Genomic DNA, 12,748 nt, shown 5'->3' with positions numbered 1-12,748 from the left:
CGGTACTAATAGGCCGAGGGCTTGTCCTCAGTTGCTCGCGTCCACTGTGTTGGTTCTGAAACCACGAACAGAACCCCACCCCCTTGTGGGGTGTGGGTTCCGGTTCGACAGTTTCATAGTGTTTCGGTGGTCATAGCGTGAGGGAAACGCCCGGTTACATTCCGAACCCGGAAGCTAAGCCTCACAGCGCCGATGGTACTGCAGGGGGGACCCTGTGGGAGAGTAGGACGCCGCCGAACAATTTTTCAGGGAAAGCCCCTCGCCTTTATGGCGGGGGGCTTTTTCGCGTTCCCGGTATCGGCCACCACCGGTCGGGGTGGACTTAGGTCCACCTGAAAGACGGGTGGCACGGCCAATGTGCCGGCCGGGTGGTCGGGGAGAGACTGAGAGCGTTCTTGGGGACGGCGATCAACTCTCGGGGAGTGGCCTTGGCGACGACAACGTGGTTCGACGGTGGGGCCGTCAGGTCCGTTGTGGGGGAGCGGGCGCGAGTGGCGGTGCGGGCCTTCGGGCACGGCGTGGCGATGGCGGTGACGTCGGTCGCGGGGCCCGTGGTGCCGTTGCTGGCGGCGGTGTTCACGGCGCTGGCCGCGGTTCAGCTGTTCGACGGGGGGCCGGTGGCGCCGTTCGTGGCGGCGCCGAGCGCGATCGTGGTAGGCCTGTCGGCGCTGTACTGGTTCGTGCGCCACGGTGCGGGGTGGACGAGGCAGCGGGTGGAGCGGGCTTCGGGGGAGTCCTGGCGGGTGGTGTATTCGACCCGGGAGGCGTTGGAGCAGGATGCGCGCGGGTTCTGGTGGACGGGGGTCTCGTACCACCGGCGGCTGGAGGTGGCGCGGCTGGTGCAGTTCGTCCAGTGGGCGGTGCGGGATCGGCAGGTGCAGCGGGAGGCGTTGTGGCTGCTGGTGAATCCGGTGGCGGCGGTGGTGCTGCTGGGTGTGCCGATGGTGCTGGTGTGGGGCGGGCTGGTGTTCACGGCGACGGCGACGGTGGATTCGCGGTACTTCTTCGGCCTCAACAGCCACACGGTGGGCCTGATGTTCTCGGCGCTCATCGGTGCCGTCATGGCCGCTGCGGGGATGCTGGCGATGCCGTGGGCGGTTCGGACGCACAATGAGCTGGCGTGCCGGGTGCTGGGTGGCGCGCCGAAGCCGAGTCGCGCTCAACTGACCGAGCGGGTCGCGCACCTGACGGAGACTCGGGCCGATGCGGTGGACGCCCAGGCGGCGGAGCTGCGGCGGATCGAGCGGGATCTGCACGACGGCGCGCAGGCGCGCCTGGTGGCGATCGGGCTGACGCTGGGGACGATCGAGCACCTGATGACGAGCGATCAGACGGCGGCGCGGGAGTTGCTGGCGGAGGCACGGGAGTCCTCGGCAAAGGCGCTGCAGGAGCTGCGGGATCTGGTCCGGGGCATACATCCGCCGGTGCTGGCGGAGCGCGGTCTGCCGGATGCGGTGCGGGAGTTGGCGTTGACGGCGGTGCTGCCGACGGAGGTGACGGTCAGTCTGTCGGGTCGGCCGGAGGCGTCGTTGGAGACGGCGGTGTACTTCAGTGTGAGCGAGCTGCTGGCGAACGCGGCGAAGCACGCGCGGGCCCGGCAGGTCTGGGTGGATGTGCTGCACCGGGCGGGCCGGCTGCGGGTGGTGGTGACGGACGACGGGCACGGGGGCGCGCGGATGGAGACGGGCGGTGGGTTGCGGGGGATCGAGAAGCGGTTGGGTACGTTCGACGGAGTGATCTCGCTCGACAGTCCTGTGGGCGGGCCGACCACCATCACGATGGAGCTGCCGTGCGCGTTGTCCTCGCCGAGGATCTCTACCTCCTTCGCCAAGGCCTGACGCGGCTGTTGGAGGTCCACGGGTTCACCATCGCGGCCGCGGTGGAGACCGGGCCGGACCTGCTGGCGGCGCTGCTGTCGGAGCGGCCGGACGTCGCGGTGGTGGACGTCCGGCTGCCGCCGACGCTGACGGACGAGGGGCTCCAGGCGGCGTTGGCGGCGCGTCGGGAGATACCGGGCCTGCCGGTGCTGGTGCTGTCTCAGCACGTCCAGCAGCTGTACGCGCGGGAGTTGCTGGCGGACGGCACCGGCGGGGTGGGCTACCTGTTGAAGGACCGGGTGTTCAACGCGGACCAGTTCGTGGACGCGGTGCGCCGGGTGGCGGCGGGAGGAACGGCGATGGATCCGGACGTGATCGGCCGGCTGCTGCAGCACAACGCGGGTTCGGAGCCGTTGCAGCGGCTGTCGCCGCGGGAGCGGGAGGTGTTGGGGCTGATGGCGGAGGGGTGTTCGAACTCGGCGATCGGTGCGCGGCTGACGATCAGTGACGGGGCGGTGGCCAAGCACATCGCCAACATCTTCGGGAAGTTGCAGCTGTCGCCGACGGAGGACGGCAACCGCCGGGTGCTGGCGGTGCTGGCGTACCTGAACGGTGCGGCGGATCGGCCGGCCGCGGGGTGACGCGCCCGGCGGGGAGCGCGGGGAGCGGTGTGCACGATGGTGTGGACCAGTGGAGGAGTGGTGCCGGTCCGGCCTGGCGACCGGGGTGAACGCCCGTACGAGTAGTATCCGGTGGGCCGAGTCTGTCAACGGCGCATCAAGTCCGTGGTGTCCCGCGGTCGTGCGCCCCGGGGCGGGGACGTGTACTCGGCGGCTACAGGTCCTACGGCAGCTGCCGAGTCCCAGGGGTTGATCATCGAATGGCACGTCCTTCCCTTACCCGCGCGCACCGGGCTCTGCTGGGCGTGGTGGCCGTCGGCGCCTGCGTGATCTCGGGCATCGGTTTCGCCGGCTCGTACAACTCGGTGCGGGACCTGGCGATCGAGAAGGGCTTCGGCGCCTTCGCCTACGCGTTCCCGATAGGCGTCGACGCGGGCATCGTGGTGCTGCTCTCGCTGGACCTGGTGCTGACCTGGCTGCGGATCCCGTTCCCGTTGCTGCGGCAGACGGCGTGGCTGCTGACGGCGGCGACCATCGCGTTCAACGCGGCGGCGTCCTGGGGCGACGCGCTGGGCATGGCGATGCACGCGGTGATCCCGGTGCTGTTCGTGGTGGTCGTCGAGGCCTCCCGGCACGCGGTGGGGCGGATCGCGGCGATCACCGCGGACCGGCACATGGAGTCGGTGCGGCTGATGCGCTGGGTGCTGTCGCCGGTGCCGACGTTCCGGCTGTGGCGGCGGATGAAGCTGTGGGAGCTGCGCTCGTACGACGAGACGGTGCGGCTGGAGCAGAACCGGCTGGTGTACCGCGCGCAGCTGCGGTTCCGGTACGGGCGTGGCTGGCGGCGGTCGGCGCCGTTCCAGGCGCTGCTGCCGCTGAAGCTGGCGAAGTACGGTGTGCCGCTGGACCCGACGGTGCTGGACCGGATCGACGGCCCGCTCCAGGTGCCCGGCGCCGCAGCGGCCGAGGTCGAGGCCGAGGAGACGGTGCAGGCGGAGCGTTCGGCCCCGGCGGGCAGCCGGGTGACGCAGGGGCGGCCGGCGGCGCTCGACGCGCCGGCCCAGGCGCAGGCCGCCGCCGAGCCGGCCGCGCAGCCGCAGCCCAAGCCGCAGCAGCCGGCCGCGCAGTCGCAGCCGGCGGTGCCGCCGGTGTCGGCGGCGGTCGCGGTGCCGACGCTGGCGAAGCTGGCCGCGGTGCGGCTGCGGGACCAGCAGGACCCGGAGGCGGCGCAGGCCGCGCCGGTGATGGACCGGTCCGCAGAGCTGAACGTGTGGACGGCGCGCCCGGTGCGCTCGCACCTGGCGGAGGCCGATCAGGTGCACACGGCGCGGGTGCCGGGCCAGGCGTCGCCGTGGTTCAAGGCCCCGCGCCCGCCGGACGCGGAGGCGCCGGACCGTCCCCAGTCGGGCTACCAGCCGGCCGACGGCTACCCGGAGCAGGACTTCCCCGAGCAGGACTTCCCCGAGCAGGGCTTCCCGGGACAGGGCTTCCCGGAGCAGGAGTACGTCGAGCCGGGGTATCCGGAGCAGGGCGGCTACCAGGAGGGCTACCGCCCGGCGGTGGCCGAGCAGCATCGGGTGCCGGCGAACGGGCACGGCCAGGCCCGTCCGCAGGGGCCGCGGGCGGCGCACGCCCCGCAGCAGGTCCTGGTGGACCCGAGCGGCCGTCAGCCGGTGCAGGACCAGGAGGCCGAGCCGATCCGGCTGGGCGGTCGGCCGCTGCGGCTGGACGCGATGATGGAGGCGGAGACGCTGCCCTTCGACGGGGCGGAGGAGGCGCCGGCGCGCCGTCCGTTCGCGGGCGGGGCGGAGCCGCTGGACCCGGACGAGTGCTTCGCCGCGCTGGTCGGCTACATGGAGGAGAACCAGCGCCACCCGGACGAGCGCCGCTTCGCCGAGTACCTGTCGCAGCGCGGCGTTCCGGGCTCGCGTCCGGACGGCGGAGTGACGGTGAAGGACGTCGAGAAGGTCTGGGACCAGCTCCAGGAGCGGTACATGGAGTCGGGCCGGGAGTAGTCACCGCTGCCCCCGGCGCAGTTCGGGCTCGCCGATACGCCGACGCGCCGAGCCTCGTGCCACGGCCGCCCGCCGGAGGAACCGGCGGGCGGCCGTTGACGCTTCCGCGGGGCCGCACTACGGTCGCCGGACCGTCCCTCGGTCCCGTGCGGTGAGTGGAGGAGCCCCGGATGTCGCAGCCCGCCCAGGCCGGACCCGCCCGGCCGGTCTCGTTCTCGGACGCCGCCCGGGCCGCCGTGGAGGCACTGCTGACGCCGGTGGACGCGGAACTGACACGCCGTTACCCGGGTGAGCGGTCCGCCCGGCAGCCGGTGCACACCGTGTACGTGCCGGCCGACGCGTACGGGGCGCACACCGTCCGCACGTGGGGCGCGCAGGCGCTCGCCGTGTTCGACGAGCACGCCGGGACGCCGGCCCGGCTGGCGCAGGCGCTCGGCGTGGCCGACGACGAGGTGCTCGCGGACGTGCACGCCCGGGTGCGGGCCAAGCTGGCGCGCGAGCCGATCGAGGACCTGCGGATCGACTTCGAGGACGGCTACGGTCCGCGCCCGGACGCCGAGGAGGACGCCGAGGCGGTGCGGGCGGCGAAGCTGGTGGCCGCGGCGGTGGCCGACGGGAGCGCGCCGCCGTACCTCGGCATCCGCACCAAGTGCCTGGAGGCGGCCGTCCGGGCCCGCGGCATCCGCACCCTGGAACTGTTCCTGGGCACCCTGCTGGCCGAGGGCGACCTGCCCGACGGCCTGCTGCTCACCCTGCCGAAGGTCAGCCATGCCGCTCAGGTCGCCGCGCTGGCAGGGCTGTTGACGGACTTCGAGCAGCGGGCCGGGCTGCCCGCCGGGCGGCTCGGGTTCGAGATCCAGATCGAGACCACCCAGGCCGTGCTCGGCCCGGACGGCCGGGCCACCGTCGCGCTGCTGATCGGCGCCGCCGAGGGCCGGGCCGTCGGACTGCACTACGGCACCTTCGACTACAGCGCCGCCTGCGGGGTCGGCGCGGCCCACCAGAGCCCGGACCATCCGGCCGCCGACCACGCCAAGGCCGTCATGCAGGTCGCCGCAGCCGGCACCGGCGTCCGGCTCTCCGACGGCTCCACCAACGTGATCCCCACCGGCCCGGCCGAGCAGGTGCACGCGGCATGGCGGCTGCACCACCGGCTGGTCCGCCGCTCGCTGGCCCGCGCCTACTACCAGGGCTGGGACCTGCACCCGGCCCAACTGCCCACCCGCTACGCCGCCGTGTACGCCTTCCACCGCGAGGGCCTGGACGCCGCCTGCGCCCGGCTCGCCGGGTACCTCGCCAAGGCCGGCGGCGCCGTGCTGGACGAGCCCGCCACCGCCCGCGCGCTCAGCGGCCAGTTGCTGCGCGGCCTGGACTGCGGCGCCCTCGACCCCGTCGAGGTCACCGCCCGCACCGGCCTGGACCGCGCCGCCCTGCACGCCCTGGCGGGCCGCTGAGCGGGAACGGCCCGACGGAGGCCCTAGGCTGGGCGGCGAGACCGGTGCGCGGCACCGGTGGAGAGAGCGACAGCGGAGAGCACCAGCGTCATGGCCGAGCCGAGCCCGAAGCCGTACCTGACCGTCCGGGGCGATGGCAGCCACGAGTTGGAGATCAAGAAGTCCCGGTTCATCTGCCACCTGGCCCGGGTCGCGGACGAAGAGGCGGCGCAGGCGTTCATCGCGGCGATCCGCAAGCAGTACTGGGACGCCCGGCACAACTGCACGGCGTTCGTGGTCGGGGAGGAGCAGCCGCGCGAGCGGTCCAGCGACGACGGGGAGCCGGGCGGGACGGCGGGGGTGCCGATGCTGGAGGTGCTGCGGCGGCGCGGGGTGACCGACACGGTCGCGGTGGTGACGCGGTACTTCGGCGGGATCAAGCTGGGTGCGGGCGGGTTGGTCCGGGCGTACGGGGCGTCGGTGTCGGAGGCGCTGGACGAGATCGGGCTGCTGGAACGGCGTCCGGTCGCGCTGCTGTCGGTGGCCGTGGACCACACCCGGGCGGGGCGGCTGGAGAACGACCTGCGGGCGGCCGGTTACACGGTGGCGGGGCTGGAGTACCTGGCGGACGGGGTGCGGATCGAAGTGGGCGTCCCCGAGCCGGAGGTGGCGGAGTTCCACACCTGGCTGGCCGAGGCGACCGGCGGTTCGGCGAGTGCGCAGCCCGCCGGGCGGACCTTCGTCGAGGTCGAGGTCTGAGCGGTCGGCAGTCCGGGTGGGGGGCCCGACCGGCAGGCGGGTTTCGGCCAATATTCCGGTGGCGGCGGGGTGTTGGGGCGCTGCATCAAGCGGCGGCGGGCGGGTAGCAGAGGCGGCGCGGGCGGAGTTCCGGTTGCCGTCGGATGACACCCGAACGAAGGAACCCGCACCGGAGAAGGAACTTTCACTCCGGGTCGCTTCGTCTCCTGGACAGGACACGCGATTCGGCACGGCACCGGAAGGAGGACTCGCAGACCGCAGCACCGCACCTCGGGAGGTTCCGCGTATGCCCACCGACCACGCCCAGCCGCCCTATCGGCTGACGGCCGCGACACCACGCCCGCACCACGACACGACCGCCCTCGTCGACCACCTGCTCGCCGCCTGGCTGAAGGCGGAGGGCCACGACGAGCCCCCGCCCCGCGAGCACGGGGCCCTGCCGGAGCGACTACGGCTCGGCGACCGGGTACTGCTGGACCGCGACGGCGGACCGCTGCCCGGCCGCGGCCCCGGAGCCCGCTACAGTCGCCGCCGACTGCGCACCCCCGCCCTCAACGGCATCGACCAACTGACCCTCACCCTGGCCTCCGAGGACGCCGACGGCCCGACCCGGCTGCGCGTCGAGGCCGAGTACCTGCCCGCCGGGCCCGCGCCGACCGGCCACGGCCGGGTCCCCGTCCCGGAACTCGTCCGCCGGCTGCTGCCGTTGCTGGACGCCACCGAGGGCCCGGTGCCGCTGGCGGTCGCGCCGCGCCTGCTCGGCCCTGCGGACCTGGACGGCCTGATCGACGAACTGTGCGACCCGGAACGGCAGTTGCCGACCGTGGTGGCCAGCGTGCCGCCCGCCGTGCCGATCGAGCAGTGGCAGGAGCTGGTGCTCGGCCCGCTGTTGCGTCAACTCCCGGGCCTGGCCTCGATGTACGTGCTCGGGCACAACGCGCTGCCGCGGTTCAACCTGGCCATGGAGTACCACAAGGTGTACGGCGGCGCCGTCCGCACCTTCCTGCCCGACGTCGACCCGGCGTCCCGCGCGGACGCCGCCCGGCACCCGGTGCTGCCGCGTCAGCGGATCGACGAGAACCTGCGCCGCGCCGCGGCCCTGCTGGCCCGCGAGCCGCGCCGGGTGTCCGCCGAACTCGCGCCGCCCGCCCCGCTGGACGCCGTCCCGGCGCTGTGGCTGCCGCCCGAGGCCCGCAAGGCCCCCGAGCGCCCCGCGCACCCGGCGGTCCGGCTGGAGCGCTGCCGGCTGCGGATCGAGCCGCCCCGCCCGCCGCGCCGCCCGCACTGCGGCACCGGCCCGGCCAGCTTCGGCGAACTGGTCGACCGCTTCGGCGAGTTCTCGCTGCTGGAGTTCACGGGCGACAGCAAGGAGACGCTCGCCCTGGACGGCCAGGCCGACGGCCCCGGCTGGGCGCGGCTCACCTGGGACGGCCTGACGGCGCTCCAGGAGTACGCGGACGCCGCGGTGCGCGGTGAGGCCGGCGGCGACTTCAAGCAGTGGTGCGAGCACACCCCGCCCGGCTGCCACCGCTTCCCGCCGCGCAAGGCGGTCCGCGGCGAGTCCCGCACCGTCGCCAGCCACGGCAAGTGGAAGCGCCAGCGGATGCTGCCCGTCCCCGCCGTCGTGGACTCCTCCTGCCGCGCCTTCATGGGCGCCCACCTGCGGATCGGCGGCGGCGGCACCGCCCCCCGGGTGCACTACCTGGACGACTGTTCCGGCAGTGGCCGGATCTACGTCGGCTACATCGGACTGCACCTGACCAACACCCGCACCAACTGACCCGCCCGATCCGGATCCCCCGGGGCCGACCCCGCGTCGGCCCCCTCCGGGCCCGACGGGGCGGCCGATCCTGCGTCAACGGTCGGCCAAACCCGGGAGGTTGGCTGACCCGGAGCGCCGGACGGGGGACAATGCAGATCGGGTCCGCCGACGGCGGCCTCCGACGTGCGCCGGACGAGCAGGGGGAACGACCGCCGATGCAGCATCCATCCGAGGGCCGCGCCGACGGCGCCGCCACGGTGCTCCAGCCCGGGTTCCTCGCCTCGCTGTTCCGCGACCTCGGCGCCGACGAGGACGAGCCGACCGTGCTGGACGCACCGCCCGTCGCGCAGCCCGCGCCTGTCGCCGCCCCCTTCGTTCCCGCACCGGCTCCCGCCCCCGAGCCCGCCGCCGCCCCCGAACCCGCGGTCGCCGACGACCCGGTGACCGCGCACGGCCGGGCCGCCGCGCTCACCCACCACCGCACCCTCGCCGTGCAGGCCGACCACGAACGCTTCGCCGACCTGCTGCGCCGCGCCGCCCAGCCGGTCTCCGCGATGGACTTCGAGAGCCAGCTGCGCAGCTACCGGCCCAAGCCGTACCCGGACGCCGCGCCGGACACCGAACCCGAGCCCGCCTGGGCCGACTTCGCCCCGCCGGAGCCCGCCGACGCCGACCCCGACCAGCCCCGCTCGCGCCGCCTGCTCGACTCCGGCTACCAGCGCGAACTCGCCCAGGCCCGGCTGCTCCACCAGCGCGCGCTGCGCGAGTGGCGCACCCGGCAGGCCGACCTGGTCGACAGCGGGGCGGTCGCCGCCCGGCAGGCCCACGAGGAGGCCGAACTGGCCCGGGCCCGGGCCGTGCAGGAGTACAACGACAGCCTGGAGGAGTGCCGCCGCGCCTACCGGCAGGCCGAGCCGGCCGCCGTCGAGTCGCTGCTGGAGCGGGCCCTGGCCGCCGCCGACGGCTCCACCCGCGACCTGCCCGCCCCCTGCCGCGCGGTGTTCCGGGCGCTGACCCGCACCGCCGTCCTCGACCTCGACCTGCCGCCGCTGGACACCGTCCCCGCGCTGTCCGGCTACCGGCTCGCCGAGGACGGCACGGTCGAGCCGGTCCGCCGCCCCGACGCCGACGTCCGCGCCGACTACCTGCGGCTGGCCGCCCGCCTCGCGCTGCGCGCCCTGCAGGCCGCCGACGCCGTCGACACCGACGACGTGCTGGCCGGCGTCGTGCTGAACGGCTGGCTGCGGCTGCCCGGCCGCCCGCCGCGCTGCCTGCTCAGCGTGGACGCCGACCGCGACGCGCTGGCCCGCACCCGGCTGGTCCCCGACGCCGGGCACCTCGGCGACGACGGCGTGTACGCGGACGCCGAGCACGACGAGTCGCTGCTGCGGCTGCGCGCACTGGCCGCCGTGATCACCCCCGACCCGTACGCGGACGAGGCGGTGGTGCCGTGGGGCACCGCCGACGCCGCGGTGCCCGCGCTCGGCGAGCTCTCGCCCGGCGAATTCGCCCTGCTGGTGCGGTCGGTGCTCACCGCCGGCGGCCTGGAGGACTGGAGCGTGCGGCTGCGCGGCCCGGCCGGGCTGGTCGCTACCGCCGAAGGACAGCCCGGCAGCCGGCTGCCCGGCCGCTGGGTGGTGTGGGCCTCCCGCGGCCCCGCGCCCGTCACCGCCGAGGAGATCGCCACGCTGTCCGAGGCCGTCCGCGAGGAGGGCGCCGACCGGGGCCTGCGGATGACCTGCGGCCAGTTCGGCGACGAGGCGGTCGACCTGACCACGGAGGAACGCCACCAGCGGATCCACCTGGTCGACGGCCAGGGCATCCGGGAACTCGCCCTCACCCACCTGGCGCTGCCGCTCACCGTCTGACGGGCCGTCGGCGGCCCCGGCGGGTCCCGACGGGCCTTCTGCCGCTGAGCCGTTGGAGGTGACAGGCTTGGGCCGTGGAGAACGGACATCTCGGCGGCCGGCACGACCGGCGTCCGGCCGAGCACGCAGACCGGCGCCTCGCCGAGCAGGACCGCGAACGGGCGATGGCCGAGATGTACGGCGAGTGCGGCCTGCTGCGCGAACTCGCCGACGCCGCCGGGGTGCGACTCGACGACACCGTCGACTCGCTGACCGCGCTCGACCAGCTGCTGCCCCGCTGGCGCGACGACCCGCAGGTCTCGCAGTGGCTGGGCACCGACGCGGGCCTGTACCTCGGCACGGTGATCCGCCGCCGGATCCCCGGTTCGACCTGGCGGCTCGCCCCCGACGGCCGCCCGCTGATGGTGCTGGCCACCGGCTTCGAGCTGGACGTCACCGCCCTCGGCGCCGGCTGGGCCGAGCAGGGCGCGCCGCAGCTCGCCGCCGTCTACCGGGCCGCCGGGGACGGCTGACCGGGCCTCAGGTGACGCTCGGTCACCCCGACGGGTCCGCCGGGCGGCGCGACGGCGGCACGGCCCGCACAGTGGGGTCCAGGGCCCGGCACCGTCCGGCCCGGGCCGGACGACTGGGCAGCCGTGGGCAGCGGTCCGCACAGCCGTCCGGCCCTCGGCGTCGAGTCGCGGGAGGCCGGAACTGACCGCCGTGCTGGTCGCCGCGGGCGCCTTCCTGATGACGCTGGTCGGCGGCTTCGTCGCGCAGCGCACCGGCGACCGCCGCCACCTGGTGCTCGGCTTCGCCGCCGGACTGATGCTCGGCGTGGTCGCCTTCGACCTGCTCCCCGAGGCGATGGAGCAGGCCCCCGAGAAGCTCCACGGCGTGCCCGAGGCGCTGCTGATGTTCGCCGTCGGGTTCCTGCTGATCCACGTGGTGGAGCGGGCCGTCGCCATCCACCGCGGCCACGAGGGCGAGTACGCCGCGCACAGCCACGCCCACGGGCACACCCACGGACCCGGGCACCGGCACCGCGAACAGGGCGTCGGGCTGGCCGCCGCGTCCGCGCTGGTGCTGCACAGCGTGATGGACGGCTTCGCGATCGGCGCCGCGTTCCAGGCCGGCGCCACGGTCGGCGCGGTGGTCGCCGTCGCCGTCGTCGCGCACGACTTCGCGGACGGCTTCAACACCTACACGCTCACCCGGCTGTACGGGAACAACCGGCGGCGGGCGCTCGCCCTGCTGGCCGCCGACGCCGCCGCTCCGATCGCGGGCGCCGCGATCACGCTGCTGTTCACCATCCCGGAGCACCTGCTCGGGCTGTACCTGGGGTTCTTCGCCGGTTTCCTGATGTACCTGGCGACCTCCGACATCCTGCCCGAGGCGCACAGCCCGCACCCCTCGCGCACCACCCTCGTCTGCACCCTGCTGGGCGTCGGATTCATGTGGCTGGTGGTCGGACTGACGTAGCGTCAGAGGATGCTCCGGAGGTCCAGGGCGTCCCAGTGGCGGCGCAGCACGTCCAGGGCGGTGGTGATGGCCGGGCGGCGCGAGGTCTGGGTGCGCCACAGGGCGTACACCCGGCGGAACGGCCGCGGGGTGACGGGGCGGGCCACGACCCCCGGAGGCAGCGGGCCGCGGCCCAGGCGGGGGACCAGGCCGAGACCGAGGCCGGCCGCGATCAGCGCGATCTGGCTCTCGAACTCGCCGACCTGGTAGCGGACGTCCGGCTCCTCGCCGATCTCCCGCATGGTGTGCAGCAGCCAGTCGTGGCAGATGTTGCCCGGCGGCACGCTGGTCCAGCGCTGCCCGCGCAGCTCCGTCATCGGGACGGCGTCGAGCGCCGCCAGCGGGTGGGCGACGGGCAGCAGCAGATCGACCGGGTCGGTGCCGAGGTCGAGCCGGTCCACGCCGTCATGCACCGGCAGCGGCACGGACGCCCAGTCCTGCACCACCGCCAGGTCCACCTCGCCGCGGGCCACCAGTTCGGCCGCCGGGTACGGGTCGCTCTCCAGCAGCCTGACCTCCAACTCGGGGTATTCGGCGTGGAGTTCGGCGAGCGCGCCGGGCAGCAGGCCGCGCGAGGCGGTGGCGAAGGCGGCGACCAGCAGCCGTCCGGTGGCCCGGCCGCGCTGCTCCTCCAGCGTCACCTCGGCCTGTTCGACCAGTGCCAGCACCCGCTGTGCGGTGTCGGCCAACCCGCGGGCGGCGTCGGTGAGTTGGATGCCGCGGCCCTGGCGTTCCAGGAGTACGGTGCGGGTCTCGCGTTCGAGTTTGGCGATCTGCTGGGAGATCGCGGACGGGGTGAAGCCGAGCGCCGTGGCGGCGCCGCCGACCGAGCCGTGCACGGCGACCGCGTGCAGGGCGCGCAGGCGTCCCAGATCCATCATGCAGCAATGCTAAACAGCCGGGTTGAGGAACTGTCGCTGGTGCTGAACGGTCGTCGCGGGCGATCCTCGATCCATGCCCTCCTCCTCCGCTCC

10 protein-coding genes and 1 rRNA gene are annotated in these 12,748 nt (G+C 74.5%); 10 read left to right on the top strand and 1 reads right to left on the bottom strand.

Annotated elements, in window-relative coordinates; all coding sequences use genetic code 11:
* Nucleotides 1-122 precede the first annotated feature (122 nt).
* From rrf to IEZ12_RS31990, 10 genes are all read left to right on the top strand, one after another.
* Nucleotides 123-239, top strand: a 5S ribosomal RNA gene (rrf, locus tag IEZ12_RS32035).
* A 156-nt stretch (nt 240-395) separates the two neighbouring features.
* Nucleotides 396-1,838: a sensor histidine kinase gene (locus IEZ12_RS32030; protein ID WP_229848420.1), complete on the top strand. Its 1,443-nt coding sequence runs from the start codon at nt 396-398 to the stop codon at nt 1,836-1,838.
* Complete coding sequence (locus tag IEZ12_RS32025; protein ID WP_189277077.1) at nt 1,790-2,458, top strand: response regulator transcription factor; 669 nt, start codon at nt 1,790-1,792, stop codon at nt 2,456-2,458. Before IEZ12_RS32030 ends, IEZ12_RS32025 begins: the two co-directional genes overlap by 49 nt.
* Before the next feature lie 239 nt (nt 2,459-2,697).
* On the top strand, nt 2,698-4,452 hold the full coding sequence (locus tag IEZ12_RS40725; protein ID WP_373295553.1) for a DUF2637 domain-containing protein: 1,755 nt from the start codon (nt 2,698-2,700) through the stop codon (nt 4,450-4,452).
* Between the two features lie 170 nt (nt 4,453-4,622).
* Nucleotides 4,623-5,906 (top strand): DUF6986 family protein, encoded by a 1,284-nt coding sequence (locus IEZ12_RS32015; RefSeq protein ID WP_189277075.1) that lies wholly within the window; start codon nt 4,623-4,625, stop codon nt 5,904-5,906.
* Between the two features lie 90 nt (nt 5,907-5,996).
* The gene (locus IEZ12_RS32010) at nt 5,997-6,644 is read left to right on the top strand and encodes a YigZ family protein (protein ID WP_189277073.1); all 648 of its coding nucleotides are present in this window, start codon (nt 5,997-5,999) and stop codon (nt 6,642-6,644) included.
* A 286-nt stretch (nt 6,645-6,930) separates the two neighbouring features.
* Entirely contained in the window at nt 6,931-8,424 is a 1,494-nt protein-coding gene (locus IEZ12_RS32005) for a hypothetical protein (RefSeq protein WP_189277071.1), read from the top strand.
* Nucleotides 8,425-8,621: 197 nt separating this feature from the next.
* Nucleotides 8,622-10,274 (top strand): restriction endonuclease, encoded by a 1,653-nt coding sequence (locus IEZ12_RS40210; protein ID WP_189277068.1) that lies wholly within the window; start codon nt 8,622-8,624, stop codon nt 10,272-10,274.
* Between the two features lie 74 nt (nt 10,275-10,348).
* A complete protein-coding gene (locus IEZ12_RS31995) occupies nt 10,349-10,786 on the top strand; it encodes a DUF6278 family protein (protein ID WP_229848417.1) in 438 nt (145 codons plus the stop codon).
* Between the two features lie 217 nt (nt 10,787-11,003).
* Nucleotides 11,004-11,735, top strand: a complete 732-nt coding sequence (locus IEZ12_RS31990) for a ZIP family metal transporter (protein ID WP_189277086.1) — start codon at nt 11,004-11,006, stop codon at nt 11,733-11,735.
* Between the two features lie 2 nt (nt 11,736-11,737).
* Here the strand turns inward: IEZ12_RS31990 and IEZ12_RS31985 are convergent, their stop codons facing one another.
* On the bottom strand, nt 11,738-12,655 hold the full coding sequence (locus tag IEZ12_RS31985) for a LysR family transcriptional regulator (protein ID WP_189277066.1): 918 nt from the start codon (nt 12,653-12,655) through the stop codon (nt 11,738-11,740).
* Between the last annotated feature and the right edge of the window lie 93 nt (nt 12,656-12,748).

This window comes from Kitasatospora griseola (assembly GCF_014648555.1).
Taxonomy (GTDB): Bacteria; Actinomycetota; Actinomycetes; order Streptomycetales; family Streptomycetaceae; genus Kitasatospora; species Kitasatospora griseola.
The sequence above is the reverse complement of the archived record's forward strand: the minus strand, read 5'-3'. Positions and strand labels throughout refer to the sequence as shown.